Source organism: Geodermatophilus sp. SYSU D00815, assembly GCF_054050035.1.
Map to the genome: position 1 here is coordinate 44,459 of NZ_JBJGYO010000027.1, position 16,502 is coordinate 60,960.

Below are 16,502 nucleotides of genomic sequence, written 5' to 3' on the forward strand. Positions count from 1 at the left end.
ACGCGGCGGGTCGGCGGAGGGTGACCCGGTGTTCACCGGGAGCCTCTCCGCCGACCTGCTGCTGGGCGACGTCCACTCGCTCAAGGGCAAGCGCGCCGTGGTCCGGCCGATCGTGGCCGAGCTGCGGCGCCGCTTCGCCGTCTCCGCCGCCGAGGTCGGTGACCAGGACCTGCACCGCCGCGTGCAGATCGGCGTCGCCACGGTGGCCGGGGACGCCGGTCAGGTGACCGACGTCCTCGACTCCTGCGAGCGGTTGCTGGCCGATCGGCCGGAGGTGACGCTGCTGTCGACGCACCGACAGCTGTTCAGCGACACCGACTGAGCCACCGGTCGAGCAGTTCCCCTCGCTCCCTGTCCGCTCGGGCGCTGCGTGCCGCGCCCCCGTCCCCCCTGGAGGGTCCGATGGCCGATCCGGCCCGCGCCCGCAAACTGGCCGTCCGCATCCGGCAGATCGTCTCGGCCGCGATCGAGACGCAGATCAAGGACCCCCGGCTGGGCATGGTCACCGTCACCGACGCGCGCGTCACCAACGACCTGCGCGAGGCGACGGTCTACTACACCGTCTTCGGCGACGACACCCAGGTGGCCGACTCGGCCAAGGCGCTCGCCAGCGCCACCGGTGTGCTGCGCTCCACCGTGGGCCGGCAGACCGGGGTGAAGTTCGTCCCGACGCTGACCTTCGTCGCCGACGCCGTCCCCGACACCGCCCGCGAGCTCGACGCCGCCATCGAGCGGGTCAAGCACGCCGACGCCGAGCTGGCCCGGGCCCGCGAGGGCGCCAGCTACGCCGGCGAGCCGGACCCCTACCGCCGTCCGGCGGAGGCCCGGGACGACGACGAGACTGCCGATGAGAGTGCTGACGAGACCGCCGACTCCGGGAGCCGTTCGTGAGTGAAGTCGATCCGGATCCGCACCTGCCGGCCGAGGAGCAGGGCCGCGCGACCCTGGGCGGCCGGGAGGAGCCCGGCGCCGGCGACCCCACCGAGGGCGGCAAGCGCGGTCAGATCGGCGAGGCCCCCAGCATCGCCGCCGACGAGCCCGCCGACGGCGGCAGCTACGCGCCCGGCGGCGGACGCGTCGAGGACGAGAAGAACGCCCCGCCGGTCGCCGACCCGGGACCGGACGCCTGAGCGATGAGCCTGCCCCTTCGCGAGGTGGCGCAGCCGAGCGTCGCCTCCGTCCTCGACGAGGCCGCCGCCGCGCGCGCCACCGTCGTCCTGTCGGGTCACGTGCAGCCCGACGCCGACGCCCTCGGCAGCACGCTCGCCCTCGCCGAGGGGCTGCGCCGGCGTGGCGCCCGCGTGCTGCCCACGTTCCCGGACCCCTTCGTGCTGCCGGCCTCGCTGGGCTGGCTGCCCGGCGCCGACGCGCTGGTGCCCCCCGGCGAGCTGCCCTCGTCGCCGGACGTCTTCGTCAGCCTCGACGCGGCCTCGCCCGGGCGGCTCGGTGAGCTGGCCGTCCTGCTCGGGTCCGCCGGCACGTCCCTGGTCGTCGACCACCACGCCAGCAACCCCGGGTTCGGGGACGTGGCGCTGGTCGACCCCGCGGCCCCCGCGACGGTGACCCTGGTCGCCGGCGTCCTCGACGAGCTGGGCGTGCTCGTCGACCGCACGATCGCCACCTGCCTGTACGCCGGGCTGGCCGCCGACACCGGCTCCTTCCGCTTCGGCAGCACCCGCCCGGAGACCCACGAGCTGGCGGCCCGGCTGCTGGCCACGGGCATCGACCACGCGGCGATCAGCCGCCGGCTGTTCGACACCGCCCCCTTCGGCTGGCTGAAGCTGCTGTCCGCGGTGGCCGGGCGGGCCGTGCTCGAGCCCGCGGTCGGCGCCGGCCTGGTCTGGACCTGGTCGAGCACCGCCGAGGCGGCCGAGCACGGCCTGCCCGGTGAGCAGCTCGAGGCTCTGGTCGACGTCGTCCGGTCCACCGAGGAGGCCGACGTCGCCTGCGTGCTCAAGGGCCAGGACGACGGCTCGTGGTCGGTCTCCCTGCGCTCCCGCGGGGCGACCGACGTGTCCCGTGTCGCGATGGCGCTCGGCGGCGGGGGCCACCGGGCCGCCGCCGGCTACACCTCGTGGCTCGACCGCGAGGAGACGCTGGCGGCGCTGCGCCCCCTGCTGTCCTCCGGGCAGCACCCGCGGCCGGGGGACGTCCCCGCCTGACGTGGAGCCGCACCCGGGTCCCGCCTCGGAGGACCTCCGGCCCCCGCGCCGCGGCACCTCCCGGCGGGGCGTCCTGGCCCTCGCCGCCCCCGCGCTCGTCGTCCTCGCCGCCGAACCGCTGTACCTGCTGGTCGACACGGCCGTCGTCGGCCACCTCGGCACCGTCGCCCTCGGTGGCCTCGCCGTCGGCGGCGGGCTGCTGGCCTGGGCCACCGCGCTGCTGAACTTCCTCGCCTACGGGACCACGGCGCGCGCCGCCCGCCGGGCCGGCGCCGGTGACCGCGCCGGCGCCGTCGCCGAGGGGGTGCAGGCGTCCTGGCTGGCGCTCGCCCTCGGCGCCGGTGTGCTGCTGCTGTTCCAGCTGCTCGCCGGGCCGCTCGCGCGGCTGCTCGCCGGCAGCGCCGGCCCGGTGGCCGAGGCGGGGGAGACGTGGCTGCGGATCGCCTCGTTCGGCGCCCCGCTGCTGCTCCTGTCGCTGGCCGGCAACGGCTGGCTGCGCGGGGTGCAGCAGCTGCACCGGCCGGTGCGCTACGTGCTGGCCGGCAGCCTGGTCAGCCTGGTGCTCTGCCCGCTGCTGGTGCACCCGGCCGGCCTCGGCCTGCCCGGGTCCGCGCTGGCCAACGTGGCCGGCCAGGCGGTCTCGGCGGCGCTGTTCCTGCGCGCGCTGCGGCGCGAGGGCCTGCCGCTGCGCCCCCGCCCCGCGGGCATCCGCGCCCAGCTCGCCATCGGCCGCGACCTGCTGCTGCGCGCGGCGGTCCTGCAGCTGTCGTTCCTCGTCGCGGCGGGGGTGATCGCCCGCGAGGGCGCCGCGGCGCTGGGGGCCCACCAGATCGCGCTGCAGCTGTTCTTCTTCCTCGCGCTGGTCCTCGACGCCTACGCCATCGCGGCGCAGACGCTGGTCGGGTCCGCCCTCGGGGCGCAGCGGCCCGACGAGGCGCGGGCCACCGCGCGGCGGGTCACCCTCTGGGGCCTGGGCACCGGCGTGCTGGTGGCCGCCGCGCTGCTCGCGCTGCGCGACGTCCTGCCGCCGTTGTTCAGCGGCGACCCCGCCGTCCTCGACCGGGCCGCGCTGGTCTGGTGGTTCCTCGCGCTCATGCAGCCGCTGGCCGGGGTGGTGTTCGCCCTCGACGGCGTGCTCATGGGCGCCGGCGACGTCGGCTACCTGCGCACCACCACCATCGGCGCCGCGCTGGTCGGGTTCCTGCCGCTGTCGCTGCTGTCGCACCCGCTGGGCTGGGGCCTGGCGGGGGTGTGGACGGGCTTGGACCTGTTCATCGCGCTGCGGCTGGTCGCCGTCCTGGCCCGGGTGGCCGGCCGCCGGTGGCTGTCTGCTGGGGTGGGGGCGTGAGCCCCCGCCGACCCGACGCCGACGTCCCGCCCGGTCTGCTGCTGGTCGACAAGCCCGGCGGCATGACCTCGCACGACGTCGTCGCCCGGGCCCGCCGGGCGCTGTCGGTGCGCAAGGTCGGCCACGCCGGCACGCTCGACCCGATGGCCACCGGCCTGCTGGTCCTCGGCGTCGGCGCCGCCACCCGGCTGCTCGGGTACGTGGGCGGGCACGACAAGACCTACGACGCCACGATCCGGCTCGGCCAGGCGACGGTCACCGACGACCGCGAGGGGGAGGTGCTGACGCCGGCGTCGACGGCCGGGCTGGCCGACGACGACGTGCGCACGGCGCTCGCGGCGCAGACCGGCCCGCTGCAGCAGGTGCCCTCGTCGGTGAGCGCGGTCAAGGTCGCCGGCCGGCGCTCCTACGACCGGGTGCGCGCGGGGGAGGCGGTGGAGCTGGCCCCGCGGGCGGTCACCGTGCACGCCCTCGTCGTCCACCGGATCGCCCGGCCCACCGCCGACCTCGTCGACGTCGACGTGACCGTCTCGTGCACCGCCGGCACCTACATCCGGGCCATCGCCCGCGACGCCGGGGCGGCGCTCGGCGTGGGCGGCCACCTCACGGCGCTGCGCCGGACCGCCTCGGGGCCGTACACGGTCGGTCGGGCGGCGCCGGTGGAGGACGCCGCGGCGGCGCTGGTGGCCGGTGGGGGAGCGGGCTTCCTCCCGCTGACCGAGGCGGCCACCACCGTCTTCCCCCCGCGCGCGGTGTCGGGGGAGGAGGCGCGGGCCCTCGTCTTCGGCCGGCGCATCCCGGCCACCGGGGCGCCCGGCCTGCACGCCGCGATCGACCCCGGCGGCCGGCTGGTGGCGCTGGTCGAGGACGCCGGCCGCACGGCCCGCGTCGCGGTCGGCTTCCCGCCGGCTGGCTAACCTCGCGGGCGTGACCCTCGACGAACGGCTGGCCGCGCTGCACGAGCAGCTGGCGCCCCTGCCCGGGGTGCTGGTCGCCTTCTCCGGCGGCGTGGACTCCGGGGTGCTGCTGGCCGCCGCCGTCCGCGCGCTCGGCGCCGGCCGCGTGGTCGCCGCGACCGCCGTGTCGCCGAGCCTGCCGGCCGCCGAGCGGGCCGGCGCGGCGGCGTTCGCCACCGGGCTCGGCGTCCGGCACGAGCTGCCGCGCACCGACGAGCTGTCGCGGCCCGGCTACGTGGCCAACGCCGGCGACCGCTGCGCGTTCTGCAAGACCGAGCTGGTCGACGTGCTCCGGCCGCTGGCCGCCCGGCTCGGCATCGCCGACGTCGTCACCGGCACCAACGCCGACGACGTCGTGGCCGGCTTCCGCCCGGGCATCCGGGCCGCCGCCGACCGCGGGGCCTGGGCGCCGCTGGCCCGGGCCGGGCTCACCAAGGACGACGTCCGGGCCGCCGCCCGCCGCTGGGGGCTGGCCCTCGCCGACAAGCCGGCCGCGGCCTGCCTGGCCAGCCGGATCGCCTACGGCGTCCCGGTCACCGCCGGGGGGCTGGCCCGCGTCGAGGCGGCCGAGGCCGCGCTGCGCGCCGCGCTCACCGCGGCCGGCCTGCCGGTGCGCGACCTGCGCGTGCGGGACATGGGCGACGACGTCGCCCGGGTGGAGGTCGACGCCGCGCTGGTCCCCGAGGTGCGGGCGCGCCCCGGGCTGCTGGCCGCCGTCGGCGGGTTCGACCGGGTCGAGCTCGACCCGCGTGGCTTCCGGTCCGGCTCGATGAACGAGCTGCTGCCCGATCCCGTCCGCCACCGCTGAACGCGCGAACGGCCCCCACCCCGCGTGGGGGTGGGGGCCGTTCGCGCGGCGCCGGTCGGTCAGCCGGCGTAGTTCACGTGCACGTGGTCGAAGTGGTTGGCCGTGGCGCTGCCCCGGTCCTCCATCGCCTTCCACGCGCCGTCCGGCGACGTGATGATCCGCTGCTGCCAGATGATGTACTCGACGCCCAGCTCGGCCCAGTGGTCGATGTGGTACTGGGCGATGGCGTCGCCCAGCGCGGCGTCGGACATGACCATGTAGTCCAGCGCCAGACCCGACGGGTGGCCGTTCGGGTCGACCGCGCTGCCGCGGGTGCCGCCGAGGGTGATGCCGGCGGCGCCCGGGACGTTGCTGACCACGTTGTCGGCCGCGGCCTGCACCTGCGACTTGATGGCGCCGGCGGTGTTGGTGATCGTCGCGGTCACGGCGGCCGGCGCGGGGGCCGGAGCCGCGGCCGCGGCCGGGGCGGGCGCCGGGGCGGCAGCGGCCGGCGCCGAGTCGCCGACCGTGCCCGTGCTGGCGGGCGCGGTCTGCGCGGTGATGTCGACCGACAGCACCTGACCCGGGAAGATCAGGTTCGGGTTGCCGCCGATGACGTCGACGTTGCGCTGGTACAGGTCGCGCCACTGCTGCTGGTGGGCGGCGGCGATCTTCGCGACCGTGTCGCCGCGGACGACGGTGTAGTCGCCCGCGGGGGCGGCCTGCTGGCCCTGGTCGTCGGCCTGCTCGGCGGGAGCCGCCTCGGCGGCGGGCGCCGGGGCCGCCTCCGGAGCGGGGGCGGGCGCCTCGGCCGCGGCCGGGGTGGTGCCCTCGGTCAGGTTCTTGCCGCACGTCGGCCAGGCGCCGATGCCCTGCCCGGCGAGGACCTTCTCGGCGATGTCGATCTGCTGGGCCGGGGTGGCCAGGTCGGCGCGGGCGGCGTAACCGGTCCCGCCGAACGCCTCCCAGGTCGACTGGCTGAACTGCAGCCCGCCGTAGTAGCCGTTGCCGGTGTTGATGCTCCAGTCGCCGCCGGACTCGCACTGGGCGACGCCGGTCCAGTCGTGGGTGGTGGACGCCTGCGCGGGCGAGCTGAAGACGCCCAGCCCGACGACGGTGGCACCCGCGGCCACCGGGGCCTTGGCGAGAGCCTTCTTGGTGCGGACATAGCGGGGCGCGCGATGCTTTGCCATGGGATTGGGTCTCCGATCACCGCCGGCGAGGTGAGCTGTCGGGTTCGGGCGATCGGTGCCCGGCCGCGCGACGCGGCTTCACCCCCAGGCGCGCCCCCCGCGCGCCGCAAAAACGTGGGTCCCCCACCCCTGCCCTGAAAGCTGATCCGGATGGCGGCCGGTGGGCAGGGTTTGGCGGACCGGCGAGCCACGCTCCTGTTTGCTGAGCGCACACAAAACGCTACGAGTGGTTATGTGGATTGTCGCCGTGACGCCGGTCACAGGCGGGTTTCAGTGCTGGTCGTGGCGGGGTGGCGTGACGCGCGTCGCGCCCCGGCCCAGCGCCCCCGCGACACCGCCCGCACGCCCCGCTGCACCCCCGGCCGACGGCGAACCCGCAGGTCGGCGGCCCGCGGTCAGCCACGCGAGGCCGGTGCACGGCACGGGCCGTGTCCGCGCCCCCGCCCGGTGCCCGCCGGGCGCGGCGGTCACGCCGGCCGGCCGCCGGCGGCCGAGCGGGCGATCCGCGCGGCGGCCACCCCCGCGCCGAAGCCGTTGTCGATGTTCACGACCAGCACCCCCGGCGCGCAGGCGGTGAGCATGGTCAGCAGCGCGGCCAGCCCCTCGAACGCCGCGCCGTAGCCCACCGAGGTGGGCACCGCCACGACCAGCCGGTCGGTCAGCCCGGCCACGACGCTGGGCAGGGCGCCGTCCATGCCGGCGACGACGACCACGACGTCGGCCGCGGCGACGTCCGGGGCCACCGCGAGGACCCGGTGCACGCCGGCCACGCCGACGTCGTCGACCCGCCGGGCCCGCACGCCGCAGGCGGCCAGCGTCGCCGTGACCTCGGCCGCGACCGGGCCGTCGGAGGTCCCGGCGGTGAGCACCAGGACGTCCCCGGACGGTTCCGGCAGCTCGCCGACGAAGACGCAGCGGGCCTCCTCGTCGACCACGGCGTCGGGCCAGCGCGCCAGCACGGCCGCGGCCGTGGTCGCGTCGACCCGCGTGGCCCACGCCAGCGGGGCGCCGGCGTCGAGCAGGCCGGCGAGGCACGCCACCGTCTGCTCCGGGGTCTTGCCGGCGGCGTAGACCACCTCGGGGGTCCCGGTCCGCCCGGCCCGGTCGACGTCGAGGCGGGCGAACCCCAGGTGTGCCGTGCGCTGCGCGTCCACGCGTAGAGCATGCGGGATTGATCACCTGCCGCGCCGGGAAGGGGAGCGGCCATGAGCATCGTGAAGATCAACGCGATCACCGTGCCCAAGGACAAGCAGGAGCGCTTCGAGGAGCGCTTCCGCGGCCGGGCGGGGGCGGTCGAGGAGACCGAGGGCTTCGAGTGGTTCGAGCTGCTGCGCCCCCAGGAGGGCACCGACCAGTACCTCGTCTACACGCGGTGGAGCAGCGAGGAGGCCTACCGGGCCTGGGAGAGCGGCCAGGACTTCGCCCGCGCTCACCAGGGCGGGGGCAGCGACCTCGCGCCCGCGGCCAGCGACTCCCACCACCTGTGGAGCTACGAGGTCGTCGAGAGCACGGGTCCGAAGTCGGGCACGGCCTGAGCAGCGGGCTACTGTGACGAGGCGGGCCGCGCGCCCGCCTCGCCCCCGCACGTGCAGGTAGGAGCCATGACCGACACGCTCGCCGACAGCCGCACCACCGACCGGATCTTCGGCGAGGGCGTGCCGATCGTCGTGGAGGACGTGCGGCGCCGTCCCGCCGCCGAGCGCACCGCGGTGCTGGCCGACCCCGGGTTCGGCAAGCACTTCACCGACTCGATGTTCGTCGCGCGCTACCGCACCGGCCAGGGCTGGTACGACGCCCGGCTGACCGCCTACGCCCCGCTGCAGATGGACCCGAGCACCGCGGCCCTGCACTACGCGCAGTCGATCTTCGAGGGGCTGAAGGCCTACGCCCAGCCCGACGGCAGCGTGGCCACCTTCCGGCCCGAGTCGAACGCGGCCCGGTTCGTCCGCGGCGCCAAGCGGCTGGCCATGCCGCCGGTGCCCGAGTCGGCGTTCATCGCCGCCGTCGACGCCCTCGTGGACGCCGACCGCGACTGGGTGCCCACCGGACCCGACCAGACCCTCTACATCCGGCCCTACCAGCTGGCCACCGAGCCGTTCCTCGGCGTGCGGCCCGCCAACGAGTACCTGTTCCTGGTCATCGCCAGCCCGGCCGGCCCCTACTTCGCCCGCGGCGTGCAGCCGGTGTCGGTCTACCTCTCCGAGGACTACATCCGCGCGGCGCCCGGCGGCACCGGCGACGTGAAGTGCGCCGGCAACTACGCCGCCAGCCTGCTGGCGCAGGAGCAGGCCATCGCGGCCGGCTGCGACCAGGTGGTCTGGCTCGACGCGGTGGAGAAGCGCTACGTCGAGGAGATGGGCGGGATGAACCTGTTCTTCGTCCTCGGCTCCGGCGCCGACGCCGAGCTGGTCACCCCCGAGCTCACCGGCACCCTGCTGCCCGGCATCACCCGCGACTCGCTGATCACCCTGGCCCGCGAGAGGGGCCACCGGGTCACCGAGCGGCGGTTCAGCGTGGAGGAGTGGCGCAAGGGGGTCGCCGACGGCACGGTCACCGAGACCTTCGCCTGCGGCACCGCCGCCGTCATCACCCCGGTCGGCGAGGTGCGCGCCCGCACCGGCGACTTCGTCATCGGCGACGGCTCGCCCGGTCCGATCTCCACGGGGCTGCGGCAGGCGCTGCTCGACATCCAGCACGGCCGGGTGCCCGACACCCACGGCTGGCTGCACCGGGTCGCCTGAGCGTGCAGCGCTGGCGGGGGCTGGACGCCACCCCGGGCGACCTGGGCCGCACCGTCGTCACCATCGGCATGTACGACGGGGTCCACCGGGGCCACCAGAAGCTGATCGGGGAGGCGGTGGCGCGCGCCCGCGCGCTGCGCCGCCCGTGCCTGCTGCTCACCTTCGACCCCCACCCGGCGGAGGTGATCCGGCCCGGCTCGCACCCGGCGATCCTCACCTCGATGGACCGCAAGGCCGAGCTGGTGGCCGAGCTCGGTGTCGACGCCATGTGCGTCCTGCCGTTCACCCAGGACTTCATGCGCCTGTCGCCGGAGACCTTCACGCACACCGTGCTCGTCGAGCACCTGCACGCGGCGCAGGTCGTGGTCGGCCAGAACTTCACCTACGGGCACAAGGCCGCCGGCAACGTCGGGACCCTCGCCCAGGAGGGGCGGCGGTTCGGCTTCACGGTCGAGGGGGTCGCGCTCGCCGCCGTCGGCGAGGACGGCGGCGAGGACGACGTCACCATCTCCTCCACCTACATCCGCGCCTGCGTCGCCGCCGGCGACATGGAGCCGGCGGCCCGCGCGCTGGGCCGGCCGCACCGGGTCGACGGCGTCGTCGTCCGCGGCGACCGGCGGGGCCGGGCGCTGGGGTACCCGACCGCCAACGTCGAGACGCCGGCGTACACCGCCATCCCGGCCGACGGCGTCTACGCCGGTCACCTGGTGCTGCGCGACCCCCGCAGCGGGGCCAGCAAGGAGCGCTACCCCGCGGCGATCTCGGTGGGCACCAACCCGACGTTCCAGGGCAGCCGGCGCACCGTCGAGGCGTTCGTCCTCGACTACGACGGGGACCTCTACGGCGAGCACGTGGGCGTCGAGTTCGTGTCCCGGCTGCGCGGCATGGCCCGGTTCCCGGACGTCGGGTCGCTGGTGGCCGCGATGGACGACGACGTCGCCCGCACCCGGGCGCTGCTCGACGTCCCCCCGCCCTCCTGAGCGGCCGCGCCGGCGCGCCGGGAGGCGCCGGTCGGGAGCTCGTGGGCAGGCGCTGATCGGCTCGCTGGTAGCGTGGGAGGGACGTCGGTGAACCCGACGTGTGTGCAGGCTGCCCCCGTGACCCAGACCGGGGGCCACACGCGACCTGGCCAGGGAGGCCGTCCATGGCGCTCGACAGCGCTGTCAAGAAGCAGATCATGACCCAGTACGCGACGGTCGAGAACGACACCGGCTCGCCCGAGGTCCAGGTGGCCATGCTGACCCGCCGGATCAGCGACCTCACCGAGCACCTCAAGCAGCACAAGCACGACCACCACAGCCGGCGGGGCCTGCTCCTGCTGGTCGGCCGCCGCCGGCGGCTGCTGAACTACCTGGCGAAGACCGACATCAACCGCTACCGCTCGCTGATCGAGCGGCTCGGCCTGCGCCGGTAAGCACGTCGAGGGGACCGCCCCCCGGGCGGTCCCCTCTCTCGTGCGGCACCCGCCGCACGGGCCCCGCCGACCCCGCCGTCGCCCGCTGACGGTCCGGTCCTCGGTAGTGGCTCCCGGGCATGGGTGGTCCCCGAGCGGGAACACCCGGACCCGGGCGCTTCGATCGAAGACCGGTCGCACCGGTTCGCCGTCGGCGCCGGGTCGCCACGAAGAGGAGAGCGCACGACGGCCACGAGGGCCGTGTGCGACGACGAGAGAAGGACACGTGTCCGCACCCACCACCCAGAGCAGCGGGATCACCGCTGAGTTCGACCCCGAGGACGGGGTCACCACCGCCACCGCGGTCATCGACAACGGCAGCTTCGGCAGCCGCAGCATCACCTTCGAGACCGGCCGCCTCGCCAAGCAGGCCGCCGGGTCGGTCGTCGTGCAGATGGGCGACAGCATGCTGCTGTCGGCCACCACCGCCGGCCGCACGCCGAAGGACCAGTTCGACTTCTTCCCGCTCACCGTCGACGTCGAGGAGCGGATGTACGCGGCCGGGCGCATCCCCGGCTCGTTCTTCCGGCGCGAGGGCCGGCCGTCGGAGGACGCGATCCTCACCTGCCGCCTGATCGACCGCCCGCTGCGGCCCACCTTCGCCAAGGGCCTGCGCAACGAGGTCCAGGTCGTCATCACCGTCCTGTCGCTGGACCCCGACCACCTCTACGACGTCATGGCCATCAACGGCGCGTCGGCCTCCACCCAGCTCTCCGGCCTGCCGTTCTCCGGCCCGGTCGGCGGCACCCGCGTCGCGCTGATCCGCGGCCAGTGGGTGGCCTTCCCGACCCACAAGGAGCTCGAGGAGGCCGTCTTCGACATGGTCGTGGCCGGCCGGCTCCTCCCCGACGGCGACGTCGCGATCATGATGGTCGAGGCCGAGGCCACCGAGAAGACGATCGAGCTGGTCGCCGGTGGCGCCACCGCGCCGACCGAGGAGGTCGTCGCCCAGGGCCTCGAGGCGGCGAAGCCGTTCATCCGGGTCCTCTGCGAGGCGCAGAGCGCGCTCGCCGAGAAGGCCGCCAAGCCGGTCGCCGACTTCCCGCGCTTCCTCGACTACCAGGACGACGTCTACGCCGCCGTCGAGGCCGCCGCCGCCGAGCGGCTGACCGAGGTGCAGGCGATCGCCGGCAAGCAGGAGCGCAACGACGCCACCGACGCGCTCAAGGACGAGGTGCTCACCTCCCTCGCCGAGCAGTTCGCCGGGCGCGAGAAGGAGCTCTCCGCCGCCTTCCGCGCCGTCACGAAGAAGGTCGTCCGCCAGCGCATCCTGCGCGACAAGGTGCGCATCGACGGCCGCGGCGTCACCGACATCCGGCCGCTGTCGGCCGAGGTCGAGGTCGTGCCGCGGGTGCACGGCTCGGCGCTGTTCGAGCGCGGCGAGACCCAGATCCTGGGCGTCACCACGCTGAACATGCTGCGCATGGAGCAGCAGCTCGACACGCTCTCCCCCGAGACGCGCAAGCGCTACATGCACAACTACAACTTCCCGCCGTACTCCACCGGCGAGACCGGCCGCGTCGGCTCGCCGAAGCGCCGCGAGATCGGTCACGGCGCGCTGGCCGAGCGGGCGCTGCTGCCGGTCCTGCCCGACCGAGAGGAGTTCCCCTACGCGATCCGGCAGGTCTCCGAGGCGCTGGGCTCCAACGGCTCGACGTCCATGGGCTCGGTCTGCGCCTCGACCCTGGCCCTGCTCAACGCCGGCGTGCCGCTCAAGGCCCCGGTCGCCGGCATCGCGATGGGCCTGGTGTCCGACGAGGTGGACGGCAAGACCGAGTACGTCGCGCTGACCGACATCCTCGGCGCCGAGGACGCCTTCGGTGACATGGACTTCAAGGTCGCCGGCACGCGGGAGTTCGTCACCGCGCTGCAGCTGGACACCAAGCTCGACGGCATCCCGTCCGACGTCCTGGCCCAGGCGCTGACCCAGGCCCGCGCCGCCCGGCTGCACATCCTCGACGTCATGAACGAGGCCATCGACGGCCCCGACGAGATGAGCCCGTACGCCCCGCGCGTGACCACGGTGCGCATCCCGGTCGACAAGATCGGCGCGGTCATCGGCCCCAAGGGCCAGATGATCAACGCGATCCAGGACGAGACCGGCGCCGACATCACCATCGAGGACGACGGCACGATCTACGTCGGCGCCTCCGACGGCCCGTCGGCGCAGGCCGCGGTGGACCGGATCAACGCCATCGCCAACCCGCAGATGCCCAAGGTCGGCGAGCGCTTCCTCGGCACGGTCGTGAAGACCACGCCGTTCGGCGCCTTCGTCTCGCTGCTGCCGGGCAAGGACGGCCTGGTGCACATCAGCAAGCTCGGTGGCGGCAAGCGCATCGCCAAGGTCGAGGACGTCGTCAACGTCGGCGACAAGCTGCAGGTGGAGATCACCGACATCGACGCCCGCGGCAAGATCAGCCTCGTCCCGGTGGCCGCCGACGGCTCGAACGACGGCGACGCGTCCGGTACGCCGGCCGCGCCGGCCGAGGCCGTCGCGCCCGCGGGTGAGTGACCACGGCTGAGGTTCTGGGCGACGGGGTGGGTGCTGGATCTCCGGGTCTGGCACCCGCCCCGTCGCTCGTCGGGAAGACCGAGCTGCTCGACCTCGACGAGGTCGGCGGCCGGGTGGAGCGCACCGAGCTCCCGGGAGGCCTGCGCGTCCTGACCGAGACGATGCCGGGCGTGCTGTCGGCGACCCTCGGCATCTGGGTCGGCGTCGGGTCGCGCGACGAGTCGCCGGCGCTGGCCGGCTCGTCGCACTTCCTCGAGCACCTGCTGTTCAAGGGGACGGCGAGCCGCAGCGCGTTGGAGATCGCGACGGCGATGGACGCCGTCGGCGGTGAGATGAACGCGTTCACCGCCAAGGAGCACACCTGCTACTACGCGAACGTGCTCGCCAGCGACCTGCCCCTCGCCGTCACCCTCCTCTCGGACCTGGTCACGGAGGCGTGCAACACCGCCGCGGACCTCGAGTCGGAGCGCACGGTTGTGCTCGAGGAGATCGCCATGCGCGACGACGAGCCCTCCGACGCGGTGCACGACCTGTTCGCCGAGACGCTCTTCGGCGCGACGCCGCTGGGACGCTCCGTGCTGGGCTCGGTCGAGTCGATCGAGCACCTGAGCCGGGACGACGTCGACGGGTGGTACCGGCAGCGGTACACGATGCCGTCGATCGTCGTGACCGCGGCCGGGCGGGTCGAGCACCAGCAGGTGCTCGACCTGGTGACGGCCGCGTTCGCCGACCGGCTCGGCGGTGAGGCGCGGCCGGCCCCGCTGCGGAGCGGCGAGGACGTCGCCGTGTCCCGGCCGGCGCACCCGACCGGGCTGATCCGGCGGCGGACCGAGCAGACGCACCTGCTGTACGGCAGCCTCGGCCTGGGCCGGCTCGACGAGCGGCGCTACGCCGCCTCCGTGCTCGAGGCGGCCGTCGGCGGCGGCATGAGCTCGCGGCTGTTCCAGGAGATCCGCGAGAAGCGCGGGCTGGTGTACAGCGTCGGCTCGTCGCTCACCCACTACGCCGGCACCGGCACCTTCTCGGTGTACGCCGGCTGCTCGCCCAAGCGGGTGCCCGAGGTGCTGCGCCTGGTCCGCCAGGAGCTGGCGCGGGTGGCCGCCGACGGCCTGACGGGCGAGGAGGTCGCCCGCGGGCGCGGCCAGCTCAAGGGCGGCCTGGTGCTGGGGCTGGAGGACACCGGCTCGCGGATGAGCCGGCTCGGCAAGAGCGAGCTGTCCTACGGGGAGTACCTGCCCGTGCGGGAGGTGCTCGCCCGGCTCGACGCCGTCGACGAGGAGCAGGTGCGCGCGGTCGCCGCCGACCTCTTCACCCGGGACACCTGCCTCGCCGTCGTCGGGCCCTACCGCGAGTCCGACCTGGACCGCCTGTAGCGGGACCCGTCGTGACCAGGGCTCTGGAGGAGCACGGGGCGCTCTCCCGCGTGGTGTTCGCCGTGGCGGTGCTCGTCTCGCTCGCGGTGCTCTTCGCGCCGGCGGGTGACGTGCCGGCGGCCCCGCCCGGCGTGGACAAGCTCGTGCACCTGCTCCTGTTCGCCGTCCTGGCGGTCAGCGGGCGCTGGGCCGGGCTGCCGCGCGCGCCGCTGGCCGGCCTGCTGGTCCTCTACGCGGCGGTCAGCGAGCTGCTGCAGGGCCTGCCGTTCCTGGGCCGCTCCGTGTCGCTGGCCGACTGGGTGGCCGACGTCGCCGGGGTCCTCCTGGGCCTGCTCGTGTGGGCGGCCCTCGGGCGACGCCGGGCGACGCGCTGACCAGCGGTGTTGCGCCGGAGCCGCCGCTTGGGAAATCTGACGCGGTGACCACCAGCACTTCCGACACCGGCCAGCAGGGGACCCCCTCGTCGACCGAGGAGTCGCCCGTGACGACCGTCGGGGTCCTCGGGGCGCGCGGCCGGATGGGCACCGAGGTGGTCAGGGCGGTCAACGCCGCCGACGACCTCGAGCTGGTCGCGATGGTGGACGCCGGTGACTGGCTGTTCAACGTCGCCGACGCCGGCGCCCAGGTGGTGGTCGACTTCACCCGCCCCGACGTCGTCATGGACAACATCCGGTTCTGCATCGACAACGACATCCACTGCGTGGTCGGGACGACGGGGTTCGACGAGCAGAAGCTCGCCACCGTCGCCGAGTGGCTGGAGCCCAAGCCGGACCTCGGCGTGATCATCGCGCCCAACTTCGGCATCGGCGCGGTGCTGCTCATGCGCTTCGCCCAGGAGGCGGCCCGCTTCTTCCCCTCGGTCGAGGTGGTGGAGCTGCACCACCCGCACAAGGTGGACGCCCCGTCGGGGACCGCCGTCCGCACCGCTCGGCTGGTGGCCGCCGCGCGCCGGACCGCCGGTCTGCCCGCGGCGCCCGACGCGACCGAGGACTCCCTCCCGGGCGCGCGGGGCGCCGACGTCGACGGCATCCCGGTGCACGCCGTGCGGCTCTCCGGCCTGGTGGCGCACCAGGAGGTGCTCATGGGCGCGCCGGGGGAGACCCTCACGCTGCGGCACGACTCCTACGACCGGGCGTCCTTCATGCCCGGCGTGCTGCTGGCCGTGCGCGAGATCGGCCGGCACCCCGGCCTCACGGTGGGGATCGAGAGCTTCCTCGGGCTGGCCTGACCCGGGCTGCCCGGTGTGACGGGCACCACCGCCCAGCCGGGAAGCCCGACACCGCCCGGCCCGTTGCACCCGCCGGTCGGGACGGCGACGTGAGTCGCCCACCCAGCCGTCGGACCGCTGTGATGCCGAGCGCGGCCGGGCTGGGAGGAGCGCGCACCGTCGTCGCGTCCCGACACCCGTGCCGCACCCTGGCCCAGCGCCCGGACCGCGGCGCGGGCCGGCGCCCGGCACGGGGGAACAGACCTCGCTGCCGCGGTGTTCGACCACGTGCCCGCACGGCGGTGACCACCACCGGGCGGGCGGCCGGCAGGCCTCCGCGAGGCGGCCGAGCCGGTCGAGGGGACCGTCCCCACCGGGGCCCTGCACGGGCCCGGCGGATGGTGTACAGTTCTCTCTGCGCCGCGCGGGCCGGGAGGCCAGCCGGACGAACCCCCCGGGGTGAGACCGATGCGCAGCACGGCGTAACATCGAGAGCCGCCGACGACGAAGCCCGGAAGGGCGGGTTCGTTGCGCGTCCGCTCCTTGAGAACTCAACAGCGTGCCGAAAGTCAGTGCCAAGTAACAACCCCCGGATGCTCGGGCCCGGTTGGGTTCGGGTGGGGATTCCTTTGGTTGATGGATGTCGCGATCTGTCAGGTCGCGGTTCTCAGCCGGTGATTGAACATCTACGGAGAGTTTGATCCTGGCTCAGGACGAACGCTGGCGGCGTGCTTAACACATGCAAGTCGAACGGTGAACCCGCTTCGGTG

Annotated in this window: 17 protein-coding genes, 1 rRNA gene and 1 riboswitch; of the genes, 16 read left to right on the plus strand and 2 right to left on the minus strand. The window is 75.0% G+C overall.

What is annotated here, in order from left to right; genetic code table 11:
* Positions 1-28 precede the first annotated feature (28 nt).
* The 7 genes from ACI78S_RS21445 to larE all read left to right on the plus strand — a co-directional run bounded on the left by ACI78S_RS21445 (position 29) and on the right by larE (position 5,274).
* The gene (locus tag ACI78S_RS21445; protein WP_456976997.1) at positions 29-322 is read left to right on the plus strand and encodes a DUF503 domain-containing protein; all 294 of its coding nucleotides are present in this window, start codon (positions 29-31) and stop codon (positions 320-322) included.
* 80 nt (positions 323-402) lie between these two features.
* A complete protein-coding gene (gene rbfA / locus ACI78S_RS21450) occupies positions 403-891 on the plus strand; it encodes a 30S ribosome-binding factor RbfA (protein ID WP_456976998.1) in 489 nt (162 codons plus the stop codon).
* Positions 888-1,130, plus strand: coding sequence for a hypothetical protein (locus ACI78S_RS21455; protein ID WP_456976999.1), 243 nt, complete (start codon positions 888-890; stop codon positions 1,128-1,130). The genes rbfA and ACI78S_RS21455 overlap by 4 nt, the downstream gene beginning before the upstream one ends.
* A gap of 3 nt (positions 1,131-1,133) precedes the next feature.
* Positions 1,134-2,162: a DHH family phosphoesterase gene (locus ACI78S_RS21460; protein WP_456977000.1), complete on the plus strand. Its 1,029-nt coding sequence runs from the start codon at positions 1,134-1,136 to the stop codon at positions 2,160-2,162.
* A 1-nt stretch (position 2,163) separates the two neighbouring features.
* On the plus strand, positions 2,164-3,510 hold the full coding sequence (locus tag ACI78S_RS21465) for an MATE family efflux transporter (protein WP_456977001.1): 1,347 nt from the start codon (positions 2,164-2,166) through the stop codon (positions 3,508-3,510).
* On the plus strand, positions 3,507-4,427 hold the full coding sequence (gene truB, locus ACI78S_RS21470; RefSeq protein WP_456977002.1) for a tRNA pseudouridine(55) synthase TruB: 921 nt from the start codon (positions 3,507-3,509) through the stop codon (positions 4,425-4,427). The genes ACI78S_RS21465 and truB overlap by 4 nt, the downstream gene beginning before the upstream one ends.
* Before the next feature lie 10 nt (positions 4,428-4,437).
* Positions 4,438-5,274: an ATP-dependent sacrificial sulfur transferase LarE gene (gene larE, locus ACI78S_RS21475; RefSeq protein WP_456977003.1), complete on the plus strand. Its 837-nt coding sequence runs from the start codon at positions 4,438-4,440 to the stop codon at positions 5,272-5,274.
* A gap of 59 nt (positions 5,275-5,333) precedes the next feature.
* Here larE and ACI78S_RS21480 read toward each other — a convergent pair whose 3' ends face one another.
* Positions 5,334-6,446, minus strand: coding sequence for a transglycosylase family protein (locus ACI78S_RS21480; protein ID WP_456977004.1), 1,113 nt, complete (start codon positions 6,444-6,446; stop codon positions 5,334-5,336).
* Between the two features lie 5 nt (positions 6,447-6,451).
* Positions 6,452-6,599, minus strand: a riboswitch (cyclic di-AMP (ydaO/yuaA leader).
* A gap of 314 nt (positions 6,600-6,913) precedes the next feature.
* Positions 6,914-7,600 carry a nickel pincer cofactor biosynthesis protein LarB gene (gene larB, locus ACI78S_RS21485; RefSeq protein ID WP_456977005.1) on the minus strand — a complete coding sequence of 229 codons (687 nt, stop codon included), beginning with the start codon at positions 7,598-7,600 and terminating at the stop codon, positions 6,914-6,916.
* 51 nt (positions 7,601-7,651) lie between these two features.
* Between larB and ACI78S_RS21490 the strand changes: the two genes are divergently transcribed.
* The 9 genes from ACI78S_RS21490 to ACI78S_RS21530 form a co-directional block, all read left to right on the plus strand.
* Positions 7,652-7,981 (plus strand): antibiotic biosynthesis monooxygenase family protein, encoded by a 330-nt coding sequence (locus tag ACI78S_RS21490; protein WP_456977006.1) that lies wholly within the window; start codon positions 7,652-7,654, stop codon positions 7,979-7,981.
* A 66-nt stretch (positions 7,982-8,047) separates the two neighbouring features.
* Positions 8,048-9,187, plus strand: a complete 1,140-nt coding sequence (locus tag ACI78S_RS21495; RefSeq protein WP_456977007.1) for a branched-chain amino acid aminotransferase — start codon at positions 8,048-8,050, stop codon at positions 9,185-9,187.
* A 2-nt stretch (positions 9,188-9,189) separates the two neighbouring features.
* Positions 9,190-10,167, plus strand: a complete 978-nt coding sequence (locus ACI78S_RS21500) for a bifunctional riboflavin kinase/FAD synthetase (RefSeq protein WP_456977008.1) — start codon at positions 9,190-9,192, stop codon at positions 10,165-10,167.
* Positions 10,168-10,331: 164 nt separating this feature from the next.
* A complete protein-coding gene (rpsO, locus tag ACI78S_RS21505; RefSeq protein ID WP_456977009.1) occupies positions 10,332-10,601 on the plus strand; it encodes a 30S ribosomal protein S15 in 270 nt (89 codons plus the stop codon).
* A gap of 265 nt (positions 10,602-10,866) precedes the next feature.
* Positions 10,867-13,152 carry a polyribonucleotide nucleotidyltransferase gene (locus ACI78S_RS21510; protein ID WP_456977010.1) on the plus strand — a complete coding sequence of 762 codons (2,286 nt, stop codon included), beginning with the start codon at positions 10,867-10,869 and terminating at the stop codon, positions 13,150-13,152.
* A gap of 26 nt (positions 13,153-13,178) precedes the next feature.
* Positions 13,179-14,525, plus strand: a complete 1,347-nt coding sequence (locus ACI78S_RS21515; protein WP_456977011.1) for a M16 family metallopeptidase — start codon at positions 13,179-13,181, stop codon at positions 14,523-14,525.
* Positions 14,526-14,536: 11 nt separating this feature from the next.
* The gene (locus ACI78S_RS21520; RefSeq protein WP_456977012.1) at positions 14,537-14,899 is read left to right on the plus strand and encodes a VanZ family protein; all 363 of its coding nucleotides are present in this window, start codon (positions 14,537-14,539) and stop codon (positions 14,897-14,899) included.
* Between the two features lie 107 nt (positions 14,900-15,006).
* Positions 15,007-15,753 carry a 4-hydroxy-tetrahydrodipicolinate reductase gene (gene dapB / locus ACI78S_RS21525; RefSeq protein ID WP_456977013.1) on the plus strand — a complete coding sequence of 249 codons (747 nt, stop codon included), beginning with the start codon at positions 15,007-15,009 and terminating at the stop codon, positions 15,751-15,753.
* A 664-nt stretch (positions 15,754-16,417) separates the two neighbouring features.
* Positions 16,418-16,502 (plus strand): 16S ribosomal RNA (locus tag ACI78S_RS21530); the annotation flags it as partial.